Source organism: Candidatus Lokiarchaeum ossiferum, assembly GCA_025839675.1.
GTDB lineage: Archaea > Asgardarchaeota > Lokiarchaeia > Sigyniarchaeales > Promethearchaeaceae > Lokiarchaeum > Lokiarchaeum ossiferum.
The window spans coordinates 1965032-1986728 of sequence record CP104013.1 but is presented as its reverse complement, the minus strand read 5'-3'; the positions used below and the strand labels follow the sequence as shown (position 1 = coordinate 1986728).

The window sequence follows — 21697 nt, the reverse complement described above, 5'->3', positions numbered from 1 at the left end:
GTTTTGTTAACATATACGTGGAATTAATTCACCCATGGGTTTTTCAACGATTCGTTTTCCACCTAATGGTGTTTGCACTACAACCAATCCCGATTTTTCTTCTTTCACTTCTGCAATAATGCGTGCATCATGACCGATGGATGTGGTTTGAATTTTTTCTAAAAGGTGGTCTGCAAAGGTTGCTTCCACACAAATAATGGCTTTTCCTTCATTTGCAATTTCTAAGGGATCTAATCCCAATATATCGCAAATGGCTTTGACTTCTTTTTTAATTATGATTTGCTCTTCTTTGATCCAAATACTAACCTTTGATTTTTCTGCCCATTCATTTAAAGCAGATGCAAGCCCCCCCCGAGTGGGATCTTTCATTGCTAATATTCCTTCTTGATCCTTTATAATATTATACAGAGGTAAAAGCATGGCGACATCGGATTTCAATTCTGTTTGTAAGTCAATTCCTTCACGTCGAGCGATTAAGGCTGCGCCATGATCTCCAATACTGCCTGTTAAAATGATTTTTGCTCCGGGTTGGCAATTAGAATCACGAATAATAAGATTTTTAGGTTTAATTCCGATACCACTGGTACTAATTACCATTTCTTTTAGAGTTCCTCGGGGCATAACTTTTGTATCACCCGCTAATATGGCAATTCCTGCTTCTCCTGCTGTTTTATTAAATGAATCCATTATTTTACCAACAAATTCAAATGTTTGTCCTTCCTCAATGAGAACTATCGAGGTTAAAGCAAGAGGTTTGGCTCCCATCATAATAATATCATTTACAGTCCCACAAACGGATAATTTTCCTAAATCTCCACCCGGGAAAATCAAGGGGTCAACAGTATGCCCGTCTGCAGTGACAACGATTTCTGAATCATAATTCTCTAAAGGAATTGTTGCACCGTCATCATATGCATCAACACCAATACCGTTTGAAATCTGTTTGATGGGGATATTTTCGGTAATAAAGCGAATAAGTTCGCCTTGCATTATTCCTCCCCCTCCATGACCCAATTGCACAATTTTTTTCTCGGGTGTTTCTTCCATTTTCTGATCCTCATCTTTTAATAACGTCGTGCTTTTAATAAAATCATGGGTTATTTGGCAAAGTATGCAGAAATTCAACGACAGCTCCAGACTCTTTTTAACTCTCATCCAAAAGTTTTAATATTAGGGATTGGAGAGAATCGAATGGGTGATGATGGGGCGGGGCAATGGATTTCATTCAATCTTGACAAACAAATTACTTCTCCTGAAATCTGTATTATTAATGGGGGGATTACTCCCGAAGAACGACTTTCTGAAATATTGGATTTCCAACCAAATTTGATGATTGTAATTGATGTTGTAGGCACTGATAATCTTCCCGGATCCGTCGGTTTGTTCGAAGAAAAACAGATGCTCAATTATTTACCCATTTCGAGCCATAGTATGCCCTTACCAGTTTTTGTGGATCGGTGTAAAATAGGTGTGCCAAATTTACAAATGATATTGCTCGGGATATGTCCTTATTCTTTGCAATTTCTGGAATCTTATAAGCTGTATAAAGAAGATGAATATGATTTAGATGCAAAAGAAGCTGATCCGAATATACCATTTTATGATTTTAATATGGATCCTAAAATGAAATCTCTCAGTGATGAAATTGTGGCTTTATTTGTGCAAATTTTCAAGGAAAATGCTTACATATAAGAATATTTCATTTTTACTCGTCTTAAAACTTTTTTTCTCCGTGTATAAACAGATTTTATTATTGCTAAAAATTGGTGTCCACATTTTTCTTATATTTTTCGAGTTAAATACTACTTAATCATATTTATGAGAGATTGATTATGACTGAAAATAACTATTATTCAAAGCGCACACAAGGATCTTCAAATTTTGTGAGTTCTTTTGTGAATGCGCTTCCTTATCATGAACAACAAGGGTTAAAAATTCATTGGGTTGTATATTTATTGGTAAATGCTTTTCTTTTCTTAGTTAATATTTTCACAGGGTATTACTATCCTTGGCATTTATTCCCCCTCGCATCTTGGGGCATTGGAATTTCAATCCATACTGCAGTTTTATATGTTTTACAGCGATATCACTCTATTTCGGATCGAGGCTTCTATATTCATTTTTCTGTATTTCTAACTCTTTCGGGCTTCTTTCTATTCTTATATATTGTAACAGGGTTTGGATATCCTTGGTTCATGTGGCCTATTTCTGTGTTAGGTGTTGCTATAGGGGAACATTTTGTTGCATACAAACGTATTTCCAATCTGGAAAAAGGATTGCCTGTCCATCCCTTACATGCTGTGTGGTATTCTGCTGTGGTGTGTATATTTCTACTTTTTGTTGATCTGGTCACAGGGGGTTATTTCTTATGGTTCTGGATCCCCTCAATTCCCATCATGGGATTAACATATTTAATTGTTAATGGAGTTCAAAAGAATACCTATCATATTAGGCCAATGATTCGACCAGTACCAAACTATTCAGAACCTTCTTATGTCACACCTACAATTGTGAAAACAACTGATAATAGCCAAGAATCTATTTTTTGCCCCGCTTGTGGTGTAAAAAACAGAAGTAATCATCTCTTTTGTGAATCTTGCGGTCAACAATTGAAATAAATTACTTTTTTGCATTATATTCTTTTTTCCTTAATATTTATTGCCATATTTTTCCTTATGTCTCTCATGGAAGATTCAAATTTCAATATGAAAAATTCTGAATCGACAAAAAAAGTTAAAATTCGAAAATCAAAGGTAAAAAAAAGCATTCGCAATATTTCACAACAAATTGAAGATATTCATAGAGAACGCAATCGTGAAATTGACAAGAACAAATTAAATCTTGATGAAGCATCATGGCAGGAAAATAACAATCAGAAGTATCTCGAAATTAGTGCTTCTGACTATTACAATTTGGGGTTATTGGAAGGAAAATATTTATTGAAAAAAATTCGATCACAAAGACTTCTAATTAAAGCAATTGCAACTACAACACGAAAAAAGGGGTATGAATATGCGAGATTTCTCGAAATGGCTCGTTCATATGAAGATTCCATTCCCGATTCATATTTAAAACAAGGTTCTTTTGGAAACATTATTGATGAGATCCAAGGTATCGCTGATGGAATATCTGGAATCTCTTTTGAAGAGGTTTTTTTACAAAATTGTTTTATTGATGTTGTATATGGTGAATTGCTTCCATTTCAAGCGGGAATTCCAAATGAATACGAGTTTGGTTGTACAAGTTTTGGTGCGATGGTTAAAAATAATAATCTAAATCATTCCGAATCAATTGAAATGCCGTATATTGGCCAAAATTTTGATTTCAACCTTTCATTTAAACCAAGTCTATGTTATGTTTTACATAAAGTGGGGAATTCTCCAAAAGTTTTTTCGCTCCGTTTAGGGGGTATGCTTTCCTTGCCGACCGGAAAGAATGGGTGGGGTTTGAAATGTTGCATAAATATTATAAAATGCACTATTCCCGGAGAATATACAATTCCAACTGGAATTTTATCTCGAATGGTCTTAACAAATTCGCATAATATAGAAGAAGCATATAAGACTACTTACGCACAACCTAATCCAAATGCTTATAATATCATGATGGCTGATAAATCAAAAATTTTGTCTTGTGAAACGATTCCCACCGATCATATCCGTAGGGATATCTCCACTTATTATGCAAGTTCTAATACATTTGTATCTCCAGAATACCAACAATATCTTTTGGAACCAAATTATTCAAAAAAGCGACAAGAGTTTGCTCATCATTCTTTAGGATTAAAATATGCTTTAGGAATGAAGAAAAGTGATTTTAAGGAGTTATTATCTTATAAACCAATTATTTGCCGAACGCCAAAGAATCCTTTTGAATCTCGTACCTTAGCTTTTTTCACTAACGATTTCTTCGGTCTAGGTGATCCGGCAGGACAAAAATGGGGTTTAATTCCAAGTTTAGAAGATTAATAGGCTTAATTTTTCACTTTTTTTTCAAATTATTACTCTTTTTGGCTTTTGTTTGTTTTTTCAATTTATTAAATTTTTTTATCAACTTCATGAAATTTAGAAAAGTTCATTTTAATGTGGTCTTACTCGAAATAAGCGCGCTTAATTTGTGTGAAGGTGTAAAAAAAATGAACTTTTTTACCTTTCAAAATTACATATTTATGAAAATCTTTATATTTCTATTCTTCGTGATTTCTATTATATTAAGTATCACAAAAAATGCACTCTCTGTGATTAATTACCACTTCAATAAATCATTATGAAACTCTAGCTTTATTTTTTATTTTTTTTTTTTTTTGAAAATAAATAAAAATGGTTGAAAAAAAATGAGTTTACTCAAATATACAATTAGACGGATTTTAGCCCTGATTCCGATATTATTTGGTGTATTATTCATGTCTTTTGTGTTAACACGGGCAATGCCTGATAATCCCTATAAATTTTTAATAGGTGAAGGTGGATTTCGGTCTGATACACAACGACAAGAATATTTAAATAATGTTGAACGATTGGGGTTAAATAAACCCGTGATTACTCAATTTCTGATATATGTAGGCGCACTCTTCCGAGGTGATTGGGGAACATCTATTTCAATGAATAATGGTGCTGATGTTTGGGATATATTAATGGATGCTTTTCCAAAGTCAATTGAAATTACAATTATCTCAATGGTCGTTGCCACCATTATTGGAATTCGTGCAGGAATTATATCTGCAGTTAATCGAAATCAAGGTAAAGATACTGTTATCCGATTTATTGCACTTGCAGGTGTTGCCATTCCAGTATTTTGGATGGGACTAATGTTGCAATATTTATTGGTTATTAAGGGAAAAATTTTACCGTTTGCCACAAACTATAATACAACAGCCTTTGAAATAACTTATATTAATGAGAAAATAACTGGATTGCGGTTATTGGACTCATTACTAAATCTCAATTTTCCCATGTTCTTCGATACTGCATTGCATCTATTATTACCCATATTTTGTTTAAGCTTTATAACAATTGCGGGTATTACTCGCCAAACGCGTTCCAGTATGTTGGAAGTATTAGAACTTGATTATATTCGAACTGCTCGGGCTAAGGGGTGTACCGAAAAACAAGTTATCTATAAGCATGCTTGGCGTAATGCTATGATTCCTACCATCACAATAGTTGGACTAAATGTGGCGGGGTTGATGGGTGGAGCGATTTTAACCGAATCGACTTTCAACTTAGCAGGAATGGGTGTTACCACATTATTGGCTATTCGAGCGGTGGATTACTATGTTATCAATGCTTCGGTGTTTCTAATGACCTTCATTTTTGTTGTCGTCAATTTGATCACTGATTTAATTTATGGGATGGTTGATCCCCGAATAAGGTACTAGGAGGAAAAAAAATGTCAAGTAAAATCGATTATGAATCCCGATCAACTGGTTTAACTTCTGAATCTATTGATGGGGAAAAAGCGTGGGCTATTCGACAAAGTAAGTTGTATAAGCCAGATGGATATAAGGAGCAACTTCGTGAAATAAAGGCTGATTTTTTAAAATTCATCCTAACACCAAATGCACATAATGAAGAATTGGTCAGGCGAGATTTTGAATTTAATAAGCTTAAAAGCAAACGTAAATTTGCTTCCAAATTGAATAATCCCCTCACGATTTTTGGTATTTTGATCATTACAACAATTTTAATATGGGTTGTTTTTGCTCCTTGGATAGTATCAGAATTTCCTTTTTCCCAATTGGTTGGAGTAAATGAAGAAATACCTCCATGGGCTGAACCTAATTCAACATATATATTAGGAACATCCAAATTTGGTCGGGATGTTTATGGAAGGCTTATTTGGGGCGCAAGATCTTCGATCACAATGGGATTATTTTCCTTAACTATTAGCTCTGTTTTTGGAGTGATGTTAGGGATCTATGCTGCCTATCAAGGAGGAATTGTAGATAATATTATAATGCGAGTGATGGACATTATTATGGCGTTTCCCGGTTTAATTATTGTTATCATCATTCTTTCAATTGTGGGGACTTCCATGCAGACAATATTAATAATTTTCGGATTTCTGGGTATTCCTGGATATGCTCGTTTGATACGAGGTTCGGCACTTCAAGAAATTGGAAAAACTTATGTTGAAGCGGCTAAAGTCGCGGGAACAAAGAGTGGTCGGATCATGTTTAAACATGTTTTGCCAAATTGCATTGCTCCTGTTGTTGTCGCAGTAACTTTTAACATTGGAGGTATGATTCTTGGGTTGGCTGGTTTAGCTTTCCTCGGATTTAATGATCCTACTTTGATCGAATGGGGAAATGATATCAATATTGCTCGAGATCGATTGTATAATGCTATTTGGGCAGCACTTGTGCCTGGGGTTGGTATTTTTATAACCGTTCTAGGTTTCATGCTTTTTGGTGATGGGTTACGGGATGCTATGGATCCCCGTATTCAAGGTCATAAGCAGAAAAAGATTAAGAAGAAAAAGAAATCTAAAAAAGTTGAAGCTTAGAAATTTCCTTCTAAAAAAAAATGAGCACACATTTTCTTTTAGGGTTTTTTTTTTTCACAATTCTATTCACGCGTTTACTAAATTAATCGCTTTTATGGGTAAAAGGAAAATATCAAAAAAAAAATACGGCTGTTTTTTTTCTTAAATATCTCGAAATGTGTATGCAATCTTACAACTTCCCTCATGCGAAACCATACATGGACCGACTGGTTTTTGAGGGGTACAAGATTTTCCAAATAAAGGACATTTCTTAGGAGGGATTTTTCCAATTAACACTAAATGGCAAGAACATCCAGGAGGCATTTTAGCATCTCCAGGAAGCTTAATTCCGAATTTCCGAACCGCATCATATTGTTGAAACTCTTCTCGCAATTGCAATCCACTTTTAGGGATCATGCCAATACCACGCCAAACAGAATCGCATTCCTCAAAAATTTGCTTCATAAATTTTTTAGCGGCCAAATTTCCTTCTGCTTTTACTATCCTCGTGTATGTATTTTCTACTTCAGCACGATGTTCTAACAATTGTTGAAGTATTCCTAAAATTGAGATGAGCATGTCGTTTACTTCAAAACCGCTCACAATCATCGGAGAGTGATATTTTTCTGCATAAGGAATAAAAGGGTCTGAACCTATTATTGCACATACGTGTCCAGGTAGGATAAATCCATCGATTGCTATATCCTCGAGACCTAAAAGTACATCCATTGCTGGAGGGACCGTTTTATATGCTGTAATTATACTAAAGTTTGTAGGTGGTTTTTCAGATATTTCAAACGCAATTAAGGGGGCTGTTGTTTCAAATCCTATTGCGAAGAAAATTACTTCTTTATCTGGATTACTTTTTGCTAATTCAATTGCATCGTGTGGGCCATATACTACTCGAACATCATATCCCATCGCTTTTGCTTCGTGGAGAGAAATTGTGGAAGAAGGTACTCGCATCATATCACCAAAACTCGTGATAATGGTATCTTTCCGCTTGCTAAGTTCAATGGCTAAATCCAAATCAACTGTTGGGCAAACGCATACGGGGCAACCTGGGCCCGAAATGACTTCAATATTGTCGGGGAGTAAGGATCGGATCCCATTTTTTGCAATAGTATACTCATGGGTCCCGCAGACATGCATGATAGTGACTTTTCGAGGAAATTTGGCAGAGATTGTTTTTAAGTTGGCTAATATTTCTTTACTAAATTCAATATTTTCGATATTTGCATTCACTACGATCAATTTGCTAAATGAAAATAGAAAAAAAAAGGTGATTGTTATTTCTTATATGGGATGGGATTGAATTTCAACATTCGTCGTGAATTGATGATGGCAATAAGAGCCATTCCGACATCAGCAAACACTGCTCCCCACATGGTCATTAATCCCAAGGCTCCAAGTAATAAGAAGACTCCCTTCACCAAGAAGATTAAGAAAATGTTCTGCCAATTGATGATGCGGGTTCGTTTCGCAATTTGAATGGTCTCACCTATTTTGGTCATAGCATCTGTCATCAAGACCACATCTGCAGATTCAATCGCGGCATCTGATCCAAAACCTCCCATTGCGAATCCCACATCGGCTCGTGCAATTACTGGAGCATCATTTATCCCATCACCAACATATGCGACTTTGTTCTTGCTTGTTTTTAACCGTTCAAATTGTTCTACTTTTTCATCCGGCATTAATCCTGCGAAATATCCATCCAACTTTAATTCTTGAGCCAATTCTCGTACAATTGTTTCTTCATCCCCCGAAAGAATTACCATTTTTTGGATGCCCAATTTTCGCAAGTTTGAAAATGCTACAACCGAATCATCTTTGATTTCATCAGATATTCTTAAATACCCTAGATATTTATTGTCAAAGCTAACATGCACTATTGTTCCTGTGATTTTGCAATAATCATGATGGTGTGGAGTATTAAATTCATGCAAAATTTTATCATTTCCAGCAATAATTTTTTTCCCATCAATTGTTGCAACAATACCTAAGGCTGGAATTTCTTTGAAATTTTCAATTTTATAAGGCGAATTTGTTAAATTTTCTTTTCCATAAAAATTGATGATGGAAGAAGCAATTGGATGATTGGAGTATGCTTCAATCGATGCAACTAACTCGAGAAAAGCTTCAGATCCGAAGCCATCTAGCGGAACTATATCCGAGACTGTGAAATTTCCCTTTGTAATTGTTCCTGTTTTGTCAAACACAATTGTATCTAATTTAACTAAGGTTTCCAGATGTTGAGTGCCTTTGATAAGGATTCCATGTCGAGAAGCACCTCCAATTCCTCCAAAATAAGTTAATGGAACCGAAATTACTAAAGCACATGGGCAAGAGATGACTAAAAATATCATTGCTCGATATAGCCATTCGCTAAATATTGCTGATGAAATAACGAGTGGTGGTATTATTGCAAGTAAGACGGCTGCAATAACCACAATTGGTGTATAGTACTTCGCAAATTTTTTGGTAAATTTTTCAGTTTGGGATTTATTTGATTCTGCATTCTGGACTAAATCCATAATACGGGCAATGGTTGAGTTTTCAAAAGACTTATTGACTTCAATTTCAACAAGATTGCTAAGGTTGACCATTCCAGATAAAATTGGTTCATTTTCCATAATTTTTCGTGGAATAGATTCTCCCGTAAGAACTGATGTGTCAAACCTGGAATATTTTGATTTCATAAGCCCATCCAATGGTACTTTTTCTCCAGGTTTTACTAATAAGATATCACCAATATGGACTTCCTTAGGTGATTTATCAATAATTTTATCACCTATTTTAACATGAGCAATTTCCGGTTGATTTTCTAGGAGTGATTGGATGGATTTCTTAGATTTAAATACTCCGTATCCTTCCACAATTTCTCCTAGTTTATAAAATAACATTACTGCAATGGCTTCTAAGAAATTATTGGTGAAAATAGCTCCAACAGATGCGATAATCATCAAAAAATTTTCATCAAAAATTGTTTTTATTCTTAAATTTTTAAATACGTTAATAAATACATTATACGCGGCGAAACCATAGCTAACTGTAAAAATTGTGTAATAAACAATATTTAAATTTTGATTGGAAGATAATTTTTCAAGAATGAACCCGAGAATTGCCAGAATGAAAGAGATTGTGAAGGGCACCATCCTTTTCTTCCAATTATATTTTTCTGGTGCTTCGATTTGCAAAGAAACTTGGCTACATGCACATCCCGAAGTACAACTGCACTGATCATCATCATCATCGCAAGCCTGAATAACATGAATAATATCATCTTTTGCTGTTTCTACCATGAATGTATTTGTATTGGCTGTATTTTTCATTGTGTCACCATCAATAATTTTAAATTATCTGTATCGTCGCATTCTAGATTTCCTTCACATTCTTTTCCGCCCTTTAAATGAACGATAGCATCATTCAGTATGTGCGTTACGTGTTTATCGGCTAAATAAACTAATTTTCGACGACCATCTTTTGGATCTTTTTCAAATTTTATTAGATGCTGTTCTTCTAATTTTCGTAATTGATATGAAAGTGCCGGGAGGCTCATATCACCTAAACGTTCACTTATTTCATTTACTGTTAATGGATAAGCATAAACCATTCCTAAAATTTTGATTCTAGTGTGATCTCCCAATGTTGCAAAAAAATCCGCAACTTGTGATGATAACGGCATAAATAGTTAAAATTAATTTTAACTATTAAATTTACTTCAAATTTTTTTTAACTATTTTCTGAGAAATAGAAATCAAGTAAAATATTTATAGAAAAAACTCATATAAGGAATAATTAAAATGAAAAACCCAACAGAAATAGAAAATTATGCGCATGATCAATATGGTAATGATACTAATCTTCAAACCCGAATAAATATCTGGGACTATGGTCTCAATAAAACTCCAATTTCAAAATGGATTTTTTCTAATATCAAATTTCCTCTAAAAGGAAAAATATTGGAATTAGGATCTGGAACGGGAAAACTATGGCTTGAAAATTTAAGTAACTTACCTCAAGTAGATTCAATCATACTATCCGATTTTTCTGGGGGTATGTTAGATGTGCTCAAACAAAATTTGAGAAATAAAAGTGATTTATTTTCATTCCAACAAATTAATGCACAATCCATTCCATTTCCTGATGAGACTTTCGATAATATCCTTGCTTTTCATATGCTTTATCATGTTCCAGATCTTGATGGGGCTATTGATGAAATTTATCGGACGTTGAAACCAAATGGAAAACTGTATGCTACAACGATTTACGAAGATCATTTAAACGATCTATATAAAATTCTAACAGAATTCAATCTCAAAGTAGACCGATTTAGCAAAAATTTCAGCGATTTTCTGATGCGATCTGGATTATTTAAGCTGAAATCGAAATTTGAGTCGGTCAAAATTGAAAACTATTCAAATAAAGTCATTATTACAGAAGATAATTTAGATTCTTTAATGGCTTATATTAGAAGTACGATGTCTCCAGAATATTATCCCCAATATCCTTTGTTTGAGCCCAAAATCAAGCAAGAAATCGTAGATATTATTGACAGTCGTGGAAAATTCACATTTACTGGCAAATCTGGAATGTTAATTGCAACAAAGTAATTGATTTTTTCCTTAATTATTTTTTAATCTCAATTTTATTTCTCCTATTATTCCCATTGATATCTCAAATATGACAAAAATTATATATGCAAAGCAGATTTTTTTTAGTTCAGTATCATGCGAGTTATCTATTATTCTCTCTGTTCTTTACTTACTAAGAAGAAGCCAATGAAGAAGGGGCTGAAGAAGACTAAGATGTCTTTTTCATTCTAAAGTATTGGACAATTCGCAACAGAATATCTCGCAACTCATTTTATCGCTCTGAATATTGCTGGGCGATCATATCCAATTTTAAGAATGAAATTTTTCTAGTGGTAAGTATATTTCAGACAATCTCAAATTAACAGCGGTTATCTTCAATTATAAATTCAGATATTTTCATAAACTATTGTTTGGTGTATGAATATTCTTATTCCACAGAGGAATGAAGTGATTTAAATACTGCGGTCTCCCTATTAATACATAATGATCTAAGTTTAGATCAAATTGCAAATTACTACCTGTAATAAGAATTTATTAGCTGAGTCTGATGATGTCTATCGAAAATAATCTATGGACCCCAAATGGGTCACAAATGGGCACTTTTGCTATGGTTAAGTCTATGAAGGTTACTATGCAAAAGAAGAAGTGCCGATTAGCATAGAAAATTCGGTATCGCATCAGAGATGAGAAATTAATCAGAGATTAATAAAATTTTTACAGGACTTCTTTTTGGTGCGATATACGCAATAGATTAATCATGCGAGCAGACTTGGTTTGATTCTCAGGAAGAAATTTCATAAAAGAGATGATAACTATTCCACAAAAAAAAGTTGCTATTGTTGCTTGTACCGGAATGGCCGGACAACAGTTTGTCGAAGCTTTAGATAACCATCCGTGGTTTTCAATTGAATCCTTGCATGGCTTTAGTAGTGCCGGTTTTACTTATAGGGAAAAACGTCGAGGTTTTTCTTCCTATCGAACGAGTGAGAAGATTTTAAACATGAAAATTAAACCCATTGAAGATATTGATTATGAAAATATTGACGTTGTATTTTCTGCAGTGCCGGGGGATGTAGCCGAATCAATTGAAGGTAAAATAGCTCTGCATATCCCTGTTATATCTACTGCATCCTTTTATCGATATCAACCTGATGTTCCAATCTTCCTTCCTTTCGTCAATGGGGAACACTTCCGTATATTTGATGAACAGAAAAAACAAAGAAACTGGAATGGTTTTGTATGCCCAGGACCTAATTGCACTACAGTGGGTCTCGCAATTTCTTCCTACCCTATTTTTGAAAATTTTGGACTGAAATCGATGCATGCTGTGTCGATGCAAGCAATCAGTGGAGGAGGATATCCGGGGGTACCGTCCTATGACATTCTGGGTAATGTAGTTCCACATATTCCCAATGAGGAAGGAAAAGTTATCCGAGAAGTAAAAAAAATATTTGCCAATTTATCTGCTGGAAATCTTGAAGAACCATCTTTTCCGCTAGATGCAAAATGTAATCGAGTTCCTGTTGTAGATGGTCATCTTGAATCTGTCTTCATTCAAACTGAACAACAAACAACAGTTGAAGAAATAACCCACTTATTGCAAAACTATCGTGGACAAACGGACGGTTTAAACCTTCCCAACGCTCCAGAATTTCCAATTAAAGTTTTTACAGACAATAGCCCATATCGTCCCCAACCTCGTATTGATTTGAAAAATTCATCAACAAATGGAATGATTACATTCGTTGGAGGAATTGAACAAACTGTTTTTGAAAATGGTTTCAAATTTACTGTTCTCTCTCATAACACAGAGCTTGGTGCTGGACGAGGGGGAGTTTTAAGTGCTGAATATCTCACAGCTAAAAATTATATATGAAATAGGTGAAAAAAATGAATTTAAACATATCTAAATTAAATGGAGCCTTTTCCGCTCTAATTAGTCCTATGGATGACGATGGGGATTTATGCAAATCTACTTACAGAAATTTTATCCGAAGACAGATTCGAGCAGGCTGCGGACTAGTTCCATGTGGAACAACTGGTGAATCAGCAACGATGTCTCATCAGGAACATGAAAATGTAATTCGTTGGTGTGTTGAAGAAGCTCAAAGATCCAATGAAAAACCTTTCGTCTTAGCAGGAGCTGGTAGTAATAATACAAAAGAAGCTATTAGCTTAAGCCGGCATGCTGAACGAATGGGTGTCGATGGTGTTTTATTGATTACACCCTATTATAACAAACCCACCCAAAAAGGTCTGTATGCTCATTATGCTGCAATTGCAAGTGAGATTAATATTCCAATAGTGGTTTATAATTGTCCCGGGAGAACTGGTGGGAATATTCTTCCCCAAACAGTTCAATCACTCAGTGAAGATTATGCAAACATTATTGGTTATAAAGCCGCCAGTGGTAATTTGGCTCAAATTCAAAAAGTGATCAACCTTACTCATGATAATTTTGTAGTATTAAGTGGAGATGATAGCTTAACCTACGAGATCATGAAATCTGGGGGTAAAGGGGTAATAAGTGTAGCATCGAACTTAATTCCAGAAAGAATGGTCCAATTTGTTCAACTCATGACAAATAATCAATGGTCTGAAGCGAGAATTGAACATAATTTGCTCCAAGATTTGTTCCATAATCTCTTTATTGAGACCAATCCTGCTCCCGCAAAATACGGTGCGGAAATTTTAAATTTAATGTCTTCAAGGGTGCGTTTACCTTTAGTGGGGCTTGAACCTTCTTCGAAAACGATCATGCGAAGCACTTTAGAGAATTTGTCATTGCAAATAAACCAAAAATGATCTCAGAGGAAATAAATATGACTCAATTAAAAGTGGCTATTTTTGGAGGAGATGGGAGGATGGGGTTGTTAATATCAAATCAAATTATTAATGATCCACAATTTCAACTCGTTGGATCTTTTGCGGCCTCTTCATCCGTAAATTTGAATGTTGATATTGGATTCTTAATTGGAAAAGGCAAAATCGGGGTAATATTACAAGATGCTGCGGTTGTGGAAGCATGGTTGCATGAACATCCTGTAGATATTGTCATTGATTTTTCTTCTCCGGAAGCGACGATTAAGAATTGTTCCATGGCTTTAAATAGAGGTATTCCATGCGTGATTGGTACTACTGGGATATCTGCTCAAAATATCGATCGTTTGAAATCATTAAGTGAACACCAACTGTGCTCTTGCGTAATTGCTTCCAACATGTTGCGTGGAGTTAATGTTTTTTTTCACGTTGCTGAATTGATTGCGTCCTTTACAAAATCTTGGGATGTTGAAATTCTTGAAACCCATCACCGTAATAAAGTGGATTCGCCAAGTGGGACTGCTTTGACTTTAGGGAATAAAATTGCTGAAAAAATTGATGCGGAATTTAATTCCGCTGCTATTTATGGGAGAGAAGGAAAAACTTTACGCAAATCTAGTAATGCAGAAATCGGTTTTCATTCTATTCGAGCTGGAGATATCATTGGGGAACACACAGTTCTTTTTGCTGGTCCGGGTGAACGGATAGAACTCACTCATCGTGCCCATAATCGTGAAGGATATGCAAAAGGATCTTTAGTTGCTGCCACTTTTTTAAACGCACATCGATCTGAGGGTGTTATTTTTTCAATGGATGATGTACTTGGTCTAAAACAAATCTAGGATGATAGAAATGGTAAATGACAACTGGCTTAAATTAAAAGATTTAGAATATCGTAATCAACAATTATACTGTGGAGATCAGTCCCTTACCGAATTAGCACAAACTTATGGGACTCCTCTCTATGTTGTGAATGAAGATTTAATTCGAAAAAGGTATCGCACAATACATAACATTTTTAGTAATCGTTATTCAAAAGTTCGGATACATTATGCTGTTAAATCAAATTCAAATCTTTCAGTGTTGCGGATTTTAGAAGAAGAAGGGGCATATGTGGATGCTGTATCTTCTGGAGAAGTTTTTCTTACAAAAAAATCTGGTTTTACTTCAGATAGGATCATGCAAACTGGAAATAATTGGACCGATGAGGAAATGCAATATGCCTTAGATAATAATATAATGATTAATCTTGATGCTATTTCGCATATACATCGCTTGAAAAAACTCTGTGGAAATAGCAATCAACAACTTCCCATTCTCTCATTTCGAATTAATCCTGAATTTGGAGATGGCCATCATGATCATTGTATTACCGCTGGAAAAACGATAAAATTCGGAATTTTTGAACCTCAAGTAATTGAAGCTTTTAAAATCGCGAAAGAATGTGGATTTACGCAATTTGGGGCCCATATGCATATAGGATCTGGTATTTTGAACATCACATCTTTTAAAAAAGCATTAGATAAATATTTCCAAATTATCCGTAGTGTAGTTGAAGAACTAGACATCACTTTTGAATTTCTGGACTTTGGTGGGGGAATTGGGATTCCTTATCGGGATTCTGAGAATCCCTTATCCATAGAAAAATATGCCGATTTACTAATCAGCAAGCTTCAATATGAGTGTGAAACTATGAATTTGGGCACTCCTTATCTCGCAATCGAACCTGGGAGGTATATTTCTTCCGAAGCCTCAATTCTTCTTTCCCAAGTCAATACTATCAAAAATAATGGATTTCGTCATTTTATCGGTATTGATGCTGGATTTAATACTCTGATTCGACCTGTTCTCTACGGATCCTATCATGAAATAGTTTCCCTATTGAAAACAGAGTCAGATGAGTCAATAATCGCAGATGTTGTAGGGCAACTATGTGAATCGGGGGATGTATTGGGAAAAGATCGTAAATTTTCTCATTTAGAGGAACGTGATTATTTGGCGATTTTGGATGCAGGAGCTTACGGTTTTTCTATGAGTTCCACATATAACTCTAGACCTAGATCCGCTGAAGTTTTAATCTCACGAGGGCATGCGAATATTCTCATTCGCGAACGGGAATCTTTTGATGATCTACTTCTCCATCAAATTATTCCTGATCGATTAAAAATTGCAGGAGGTGTTGAAAATCATGACTAGCCAGCCTATACCGTTCATTAAAATGCATGGAATTGGAAATGATTATGTATATATAAACACTTTCGATTTTTCTGTTAATAAAATTGACCTACCAGACTTGGCTCAAAAAATTAGCCACCGTCATTATGGGATTGGTGGGGATGGTTTAGTTCTCATTTGTCCCAGCATCAAAGTAGAAATAAAAATGCGGATGTTTAATAGTGATGGAAGTGAAGCGGAAATGTGTGGAAATGCCGTTAGATGCGTTGCTGGATATGCTTTTGAAAACAATCTTGTATCACAGAGAAAATTCAATATCGAGACTCTTGCTGGGATCATAGGCATTGAGATGTTTGAAAATACAATGGTACGGGTTGATATGGGCTGCCCAATATTAGAATCAATTAATATTCCTGTTCATATTGATTCTGAAACTGTGGTGGATCATCCCATTTCTACTTCCCATTTTAAAGGTCGATTCACTGCGGTATCAATGGGAAATCCACATGCCGTTTATGTCGTAACGGATGTTAATTCCCTAAATTTAGAACTAATTGGACCAGCCTTGGAAACCCATGCCTATTTTCCTAACCGAATTAATTCGGAATTCATTGAAATAATCTCACCCGAAGAAATAAACTTGCGTGTCTGGGAGAGAGGTGCGGGAGAAACATGGGCATGTGGAACCGGTGCTGCTGCTGCAATCACAGCGGGAAATCTTCTTGGTTTACTTGACAAAAAAGTCCTCATTCATCTCAAAGGGGGGGATTTAATCTTAGAAACAACTGAATCTTTAGATCGCGTGTGGAAAACTGGTCCTTATTCGATGGTTTCCACAGGCTTTTTTTATTATAATTCATCAGACTTACCGTCTCAAAATACTCAAAAAGGAGAACAAATCACATGTTAGAAACCCAAAATGTATCAGAAATGTCAGAAATTGGCAGTAGATCTCCCCTCATTGTAATGAAATTTGGGGGATCTTGCCTACTCGATAGTCATGCTTTTCGAAAAATCAGTGAAATTTCATTGCTTTATAGCACCAGTCAGAAATTTTATATTGCTTCAGCCTTCAATGGGGTTACTGAAAAACTGGTTCAACTAACGTTATATGCAAAATCAAAAGATCAAAGTGCAGTTCAAGAAATTTTGAATGAACTGAAAGAATCTCATGTATCAATAATCTTTGAACTTTTTAATGATTTTCCTGTATATGAACAAGAAGCAATTGAGTGCTTAAACAGCTTAATCGCTGAATTGAATAAAACGCTTGAAAAAATCCTTGAATTTGGGATGGAACCTTATTTCTCAGATTATGTAATCTCATTCGGGGAAAGAATCAGTACCTTCATTTTGCACCTCTATCTTCAAAAAGAAGGGTTAATTTCTCATTTCTTTTCAGGAGAAGAATTGATCATCACCAATGATAATTATTCTAATGCGCTTCCAGACTTAAAATGTACAATCCCACGATTTCAAAAACGAATTCTGCCCCTAATTTCGCAAAGTGATCAAAATTCCATTATTTGTATAACTGGGTTTATTGGAAGAAATAAAAATGGATATACCACCACTTTAGGTAGAGGGGGGAGTGATTTTACTGCAACAATTGTGGCTCGGTCTCTATTTGAATTACTGAAAACTCCTCTCACCATTATTTTATGGAAAGATGTTCAAGGCATTCTCTCAGCGGACCCCAACCAAGTTGAAAATCCTCACCTTATCAAGCAAATGAGCTATTCGGAAGCCAAGGAGATGGCCTTCTTTGGAGCAAAAGTTTTACATCCCAAATGTTTATCGTTGATCGAAGATCAAAAAATCGAAATTCAAATCCGTAATTTTACACGACCATTTATCAAACAGGAATTTTCTACTATCTCAAATGTGGCGAATGATCAAGTAATTACCGGTGTTAGTGCCATTAAAGAGATGGCCATGGTCACCGTTTCATCTGGTCTACTTGTTGATGTGCCTGGAGTCTTAGGACGTATTTTTACTTTAATGGGGCAAAATAATATCAATGTGTCTATGGTCACTCAGTCGTCATCAGAGGTGAATACGACGTTTATTGTAGAATCTAAAGATGGTGATAAATCCCTTCACCTATTTGAAGAAGATTCTTGGTTTTCCCATTGGTTTACCTTCGAAAAATCTCTTGTTGGTATGATTGCAGTGATTGGTACAGATATCAATTTATCCAAAAATAAAATTCTCATTTTTCAAGCTCTAGAGAAAGTTGGGGTTCATGCATTGGCAGTGGCTCAAAGTAGTGACGGAATAAATTTATCCCTTGTGGTTCCTTCAGAAAAGACTCAAATTGTCGCTAATGCGATCAATGAAGAGTTTCGGAGAATTTCGATAAATTGAGGAGATGAGATGAGATGGTCTTAGTAAATGAAAACTATTTAAAATTGCAAAAAAATTATTTATTTTCTGATATCGCCCGAAAAACGCGGGATTTTATTGCTGCAAATCCCAAAGCTCCTATTATCAAATTAGGGATTGGGGATACAACTCTTCCTCTCCCTCCTACAGTCATCAAAGCTTTTCATGATGCTGTGGATGAAATGGCAGATGCGACAACTTTTCGTGGGTATGGGCCGGAACAAGGATATGCTTTTCTCAGAGAGTTAATTGTGGAACATGAATATCGCACTCGTGGAGTTTCTATCCAAATTGATGAGATTTTTATATCGGACGGATCAAAATGTGACACTGGTAATATTCTTGATATCTTCGGGAGAAACACAATAGCCATATCGGATCCAAGTTATCCCGTCTATGTTGACACCAATGTCATGGCGGGAAATGCTGGAGATCCCACAAATCATGGACAATACTCAAATATTGTATATCTCCCTTGCAATGAATCCAATCTTTTTAAGCCTGAAATACCCGCTTTTCATGTGGATCTAATTTATCTCTGTTCTCCCAATAATCCGACAGGAACTGCATTGAATTACGGAGAAATGAAAAGTTGGGTGGATTATGCCTTACGGGAAAATGCTATTATATTATTTGATGCTGCATATGAACGTTTTATTACCGAAGATCAAATTCCTCATTCGATCTATGAAATCCCAGAGGCCCAAAAAGTGGCTATCGAATTTCGGAGTTTTTCAAAAACTGCGGGATTTACTGGTACCCGATGTGCTTTCACAGTTGTTCCAAAGGATTTACTGGGATTTGATTCCAATCAGAAGAATTTTTCTATCCATGCTCTTTGGAATCGACGACATTGCACAAAATTCAATGGCGTGTCATATCCTGTCCAAAAAGCGATCGCTGCCATTTATTCTCAAAAAGGTTCTGAAGAAATACTCCGCAATATCCAATATTATCAACACAATGCTCAGATAATTAGAGATGGTTTAAATAAAGCTGGTTTGGAGTTTTATGGTGGGATTAACTCTCCTTATATATGGGTGAAATCTCCTCAGGATAAAAGTTCGTGGGAGTTATTTGATCTTTTTCTTCATCAAATGCATATTATTGGGACTCCTGGTTCTGGATTTGGACCCAATGGTGAAGGTTATTTTCGTTTAACTGCATTTGGTAGTCAAAAAGATACTCAATGTGCCATCGAAAGGATTCAAAATTATGATTTTAATGCATAATCTTCTGTTTTTTTTTATTTTGCCTTTTATGACTATATATTGCACTAAATGGTGGATAGTGCATTTTCCGATCATCAAATGCCCTCATAAGAATAGCTAGTTTAAAAAATATTTCATAATACTGGTCATATTGTTCAATCTATGTGAATTCAGGAATTTAACTCCGACAAAAGGGTATTAAGAAATCCTAACTTTCTCATATCCCCTTATTTTTTTTAATTAATTTCTGAATAGTGTTTCTATTCATGAAAAGAGGGTCTATCATATCTAGAATGAGCAATTCAAAAAGATCTTTTTTAAATGAATTATTATTACATTCTAATTGGAGAGACTACCATGAATCGTAAGCAATACACAACTGAGTTAATCGATCTTTTATATTTTTGTGAGCAATATTCTGCGGGAAAAAAAGTATTGGATTGTGGGGCGGGAGGGTCTTACCCCAAACTGGCCTTTTTTGGTGATAAAGATTATGAATTATATGGAATCGATTCTGATGACGAGGCTTTACAATCAGCTCACCAGTTTGCTCAAAAGAATCAAATTGAAATAAACTTTAAGAAAGCCGATATTCGGTCAATTCCATATCCCGATAATCATTTTGATGTAGTTTATTCATATAATACAATTTTTCATATGAAAAAAATCGAAATAAAAAAAGCTGTAGATGAAATAATTCGAATTTTAAAACCTGGTGGGATAGGTTTTATTAATTTCATTGATATTAAGGATGATATTCATAAGACCGATACTGAAGATGAACCGGGTGAGTATGTTTCTTCTGGGGATGGGTATGATATAATCCATACACTTTTATCTGAAGACGAATGCGAAGCTATGCTTTCTGGGGTCAAAATATTAGAAAAACAGCAAAAATATATTACTCGATTAAATATTGACCAACCGTATAAATATGGGTTTCTTGATTATTTTTTCCAGAAAGAATCCTGAAGTGGAACATTGAGATGGTAATCCTTTTCCAATTTTCGAATGAGTTGGGAAATTCCTTTTTTTATCAAATTGCAAGTGGAATGAGAAAAGAACGATTCCCAATTCTTAGCTGATTGTGCAATGTCGCGTAATTTTCGTTCCGGTTCCATATTATATTTTAAATTTGTAGCTAATTGATCCATTCCATAACATACATTAAAGGCAGGAACCAATTGAATATAAAATTGGGCGAGGATTTTCATATTTACTTGCAATGCTGGAGGAAATGCTTTTGCATAGGTTTCGAGGAAAATTTCTTGCAACTGTTCATCTATTTCATTATCGAATAAAAACATACTAATTTCTTCCAAGATATCCCCGTATTCCGAATTTTCCCAATCAATTAACCATATTTTTTCTTGGGGATCGGTAATGAAATTGTTGCTCAAATCTCCATGGAGGATCCCGGAGAGACCGATAGGAAAGGATTTACCATTTTTAACAAGAAGTTCTTTATATTCTTGTAAAGCTTGAGTAAAGGCTTGTGTTATATCGGGATTAATTAAAAATGGGTAATCTGTTTCAATGTGATGAAATGTTATTATTAAATTCTGGTAGTTATTCATCATTTGTGCCATGCCATCGGGTATTATTTCATATTGCAATTGGTGAATTGAAGCTAAATGTCTCGCCATCTGCTGAATTAGGTGGGGAGATGTAAATTTTGAATTCTCACCTTCAATGAAATCAAATAACACTGCTCCTTTTGGAAAAAATGTATCATCATTATATACTGGTGCAGGAACAAACTTCAATCCCTTTGAAATAAAATCTTCACGAATTTTAGCTTCGTTAAGCACCTTTCTTTTTCGTTCTGGAAAGAGGGCAGTTTTCAAACAGTAGACTTTTTCTTTAGTTTCTATTTTAAAAACTGCTGAACATTCTCCTCTACCTAAAAATGAAATACATTCGATTTGTTTTCCCAATTTTTTCAAAAGATTCCTCGCTGGATCTTCAATTTCCGAAGGATCTATCTGTTCAAAGTTCTTCATCATGACACCATGTTTCTTAGCT

19 protein-coding genes are annotated in these 21697 nt (G+C 35.1%); 14 read left to right on the top strand and 5 right to left on the bottom strand.

Annotated elements, in window-relative coordinates; all coding sequences use genetic code 11:
• Positions 1 to 6: 6 nt before the first annotated feature.
• Positions 7 to 1047 carry a hydrogenase expression/formation protein HypE gene (gene hypE, locus NEF87_RS08130; RefSeq protein ID WP_457919388.1) on the bottom strand — a complete coding sequence of 347 codons (1041 nt, stop codon included), beginning with the start codon at positions 1045 to 1047 and terminating at the stop codon, positions 7 to 9.
• 45 nt (positions 1048 to 1092) lie between these two features.
• Here hypE and NEF87_RS08125 point away from each other — a divergent pair, with 45 nt between their 5' ends.
• From NEF87_RS08125 to NEF87_RS08105, 5 genes are all read left to right on the top strand, one after another.
• The gene (locus NEF87_RS08125) at positions 1093 to 1692 is read left to right on the top strand and encodes a hydrogenase maturation protease (protein WP_371805948.1); all 600 of its coding nucleotides are present in this window, start codon (positions 1093 to 1095) and stop codon (positions 1690 to 1692) included.
• A 140-nt stretch (positions 1693 to 1832) separates the two neighbouring features.
• Positions 1833 to 2618: a 2TM domain-containing protein gene (locus NEF87_RS08120; protein WP_457919387.1), complete on the top strand. Its 786-nt coding sequence runs from the start codon at positions 1833 to 1835 to the stop codon at positions 2616 to 2618.
• 66 nt (positions 2619 to 2684) lie between these two features.
• Entirely contained in the window at positions 2685 to 3968 is a 1284-nt protein-coding gene (locus NEF87_RS08115) for a C45 family autoproteolytic acyltransferase/hydolase (protein ID WP_457919386.1), read from the top strand.
• Between the two features lie 365 nt (positions 3969 to 4333).
• Complete coding sequence (locus tag NEF87_RS08110; RefSeq protein WP_457919385.1) at positions 4334 to 5377, top strand: ABC transporter permease; 1044 nt, start codon at positions 4334 to 4336, stop codon at positions 5375 to 5377.
• A gap of 11 nt (positions 5378 to 5388) precedes the next feature.
• Positions 5389 to 6504, top strand: a complete 1116-nt coding sequence (locus tag NEF87_RS08105; RefSeq protein ID WP_457919384.1) for an ABC transporter permease — start codon at positions 5389 to 5391, stop codon at positions 6502 to 6504.
• A 141-nt stretch (positions 6505 to 6645) separates the two neighbouring features.
• Here the strand turns inward: NEF87_RS08105 and hypD are convergent, their stop codons facing one another.
• Genes hypD through NEF87_RS08090 form a run of 3 tightly spaced genes read right to left on the bottom strand, consistent with a single transcriptional unit; the run spans position 6646 to position 10171 of the window.
• Positions 6646 to 7728 carry a hydrogenase formation protein HypD gene (gene hypD, locus NEF87_RS08100; protein WP_457919383.1) on the bottom strand — a complete coding sequence of 361 codons (1083 nt, stop codon included), beginning with the start codon at positions 7726 to 7728 and terminating at the stop codon, positions 6646 to 6648.
• A 44-nt stretch (positions 7729 to 7772) separates the two neighbouring features.
• Positions 7773 to 9818 (bottom strand): heavy metal translocating P-type ATPase, encoded by a 2046-nt coding sequence (locus NEF87_RS08095; RefSeq protein WP_457919382.1) that lies wholly within the window; start codon positions 9816 to 9818, stop codon positions 7773 to 7775.
• The gene (locus NEF87_RS08090; protein WP_457919381.1) at positions 9815 to 10171 is read right to left on the bottom strand and encodes an ArsR/SmtB family transcription factor; all 357 of its coding nucleotides are present in this window, start codon (positions 10169 to 10171) and stop codon (positions 9815 to 9817) included. Before NEF87_RS08090 ends, NEF87_RS08095 begins: the two co-directional genes overlap by 4 nt.
• Before the next feature lie 118 nt (positions 10172 to 10289).
• Here NEF87_RS08090 and NEF87_RS08085 point away from each other — a divergent pair, with 118 nt between their 5' ends.
• From NEF87_RS08085 to NEF87_RS08045, 9 genes are all read left to right on the top strand, one after another.
• A complete protein-coding gene (locus NEF87_RS08085) occupies positions 10290 to 11099 on the top strand; it encodes a class I SAM-dependent methyltransferase (protein ID WP_457919380.1) in 810 nt (269 codons plus the stop codon).
• 787 nt (positions 11100 to 11886) lie between these two features.
• Positions 11887 to 12957, top strand: coding sequence for an aspartate-semialdehyde dehydrogenase (gene asd, locus NEF87_RS08080; protein WP_457919379.1), 1071 nt, complete (start codon positions 11887 to 11889; stop codon positions 12955 to 12957).
• 14 nt (positions 12958 to 12971) lie between these two features.
• Complete coding sequence (gene dapA / locus NEF87_RS08075) at positions 12972 to 13886, top strand: 4-hydroxy-tetrahydrodipicolinate synthase (RefSeq protein ID WP_457919378.1); 915 nt, start codon at positions 12972 to 12974, stop codon at positions 13884 to 13886.
• Positions 13887 to 13903: 17 nt separating this feature from the next.
• Positions 13904 to 14743, top strand: a complete 840-nt coding sequence (gene dapB / locus NEF87_RS08070; RefSeq protein WP_457919377.1) for a 4-hydroxy-tetrahydrodipicolinate reductase — start codon at positions 13904 to 13906, stop codon at positions 14741 to 14743.
• Positions 14744 to 14753: 10 nt separating this feature from the next.
• Complete coding sequence (lysA, locus tag NEF87_RS08065; RefSeq protein ID WP_457919376.1) at positions 14754 to 16097, top strand: diaminopimelate decarboxylase; 1344 nt, start codon at positions 14754 to 14756, stop codon at positions 16095 to 16097.
• On the top strand, positions 16090 to 16986 hold the full coding sequence (gene dapF, locus NEF87_RS08060) for a diaminopimelate epimerase (RefSeq protein WP_457919375.1): 897 nt from the start codon (positions 16090 to 16092) through the stop codon (positions 16984 to 16986). Before lysA ends, dapF begins: the two co-directional genes overlap by 8 nt.
• Positions 16980 to 18443, top strand: coding sequence for an aspartate kinase (locus tag NEF87_RS08055; protein ID WP_457919374.1), 1464 nt, complete (start codon positions 16980 to 16982; stop codon positions 18441 to 18443). Before dapF ends, NEF87_RS08055 begins: the two co-directional genes overlap by 7 nt.
• 14 nt (positions 18444 to 18457) lie before the next feature.
• Positions 18458 to 19693, top strand: coding sequence for an LL-diaminopimelate aminotransferase (locus NEF87_RS08050; RefSeq protein WP_457919373.1), 1236 nt, complete (start codon positions 18458 to 18460; stop codon positions 19691 to 19693).
• 336 nt (positions 19694 to 20029) lie between these two features.
• Positions 20030 to 20644, top strand: coding sequence for a class I SAM-dependent methyltransferase (locus tag NEF87_RS08045; RefSeq protein WP_457919372.1), 615 nt, complete (start codon positions 20030 to 20032; stop codon positions 20642 to 20644).
• Here NEF87_RS08045 and NEF87_RS08040 read toward each other — a convergent pair.
• Positions 20620 to 21678 (bottom strand): aminoglycoside phosphotransferase family protein, encoded by a 1059-nt coding sequence (locus tag NEF87_RS08040; RefSeq protein ID WP_457919371.1) that lies wholly within the window; start codon positions 21676 to 21678, stop codon positions 20620 to 20622. The two genes, NEF87_RS08045 and NEF87_RS08040, sit on opposite strands and share 25 nt — an antisense overlap.
• Positions 21679 to 21697: the final 19 nt, after the last annotated feature.

What these genes read in the sequence shown, in the direction of transcription:
- hypE (WP_457919388.1), bottom strand. Translation starts at nt 1,047, where the DNA reads ATGGAAGAAACACCCGAGAAAAAAATTGTGCAATTGGGTCATGGAGGG.
- NEF87_RS08125 (WP_371805948.1), top strand. Translation starts at nt 1,093, where the DNA reads ATGGGTTATTTGGCAAAGTATGCAGAAATTCAACGACAGCTCCAGACT.
- NEF87_RS08120 (WP_457919387.1), top strand. Translation starts at nt 1,833, where the DNA reads ATGACTGAAAATAACTATTATTCAAAGCGCACACAAGGATCTTCAAAT.
- NEF87_RS08115 (WP_457919386.1), top strand. Translation starts at nt 2,685, where the DNA reads ATGGAAGATTCAAATTTCAATATGAAAAATTCTGAATCGACAAAAAAA.
- NEF87_RS08110 (WP_457919385.1), top strand. Translation starts at nt 4,334, where the DNA reads ATGAGTTTACTCAAATATACAATTAGACGGATTTTAGCCCTGATTCCG.
- NEF87_RS08105 (WP_457919384.1), top strand. Translation starts at nt 5,389, where the DNA reads ATGTCAAGTAAAATCGATTATGAATCCCGATCAACTGGTTTAACTTCT.
- NEF87_RS08095 (WP_457919382.1), bottom strand. Translation starts at nt 9,818, where the DNA reads ATGAAAAATACAGCCAATACAAATACATTCATGGTAGAAACAGCAAAA.
- NEF87_RS08090 (WP_457919381.1), bottom strand. Translation starts at nt 10,171, where the DNA reads ATGCCGTTATCATCACAAGTTGCGGATTTTTTTGCAACATTGGGAGAT.
- NEF87_RS08085 (WP_457919380.1), top strand. Translation starts at nt 10,290, where the DNA reads ATGAAAAACCCAACAGAAATAGAAAATTATGCGCATGATCAATATGGT.
- asd (WP_457919379.1), top strand. Translation starts at nt 11,887, where the DNA reads ATGATAACTATTCCACAAAAAAAAGTTGCTATTGTTGCTTGTACCGGA.
- dapA (WP_457919378.1), top strand. Translation starts at nt 12,972, where the DNA reads ATGAATTTAAACATATCTAAATTAAATGGAGCCTTTTCCGCTCTAATT.
- dapB (WP_457919377.1), top strand. Translation starts at nt 13,904, where the DNA reads ATGACTCAATTAAAAGTGGCTATTTTTGGAGGAGATGGGAGGATGGGG.
- lysA (WP_457919376.1), top strand. Translation starts at nt 14,754, where the DNA reads ATGGTAAATGACAACTGGCTTAAATTAAAAGATTTAGAATATCGTAAT.
- dapF (WP_457919375.1), top strand. Translation starts at nt 16,090, where the DNA reads ATGACTAGCCAGCCTATACCGTTCATTAAAATGCATGGAATTGGAAAT.
- NEF87_RS08055 (WP_457919374.1), top strand. Translation starts at nt 16,980, where the DNA reads ATGTTAGAAACCCAAAATGTATCAGAAATGTCAGAAATTGGCAGTAGA.
- NEF87_RS08050 (WP_457919373.1), top strand. Translation starts at nt 18,458, where the DNA reads ATGGTCTTAGTAAATGAAAACTATTTAAAATTGCAAAAAAATTATTTA.
- NEF87_RS08045 (WP_457919372.1), top strand. Translation starts at nt 20,030, where the DNA reads ATGAATCGTAAGCAATACACAACTGAGTTAATCGATCTTTTATATTTT.
- NEF87_RS08040 (WP_457919371.1), bottom strand. Translation starts at nt 21,678, where the DNA reads ATGATGAAGAACTTTGAACAGATAGATCCTTCGGAAATTGAAGATCCA.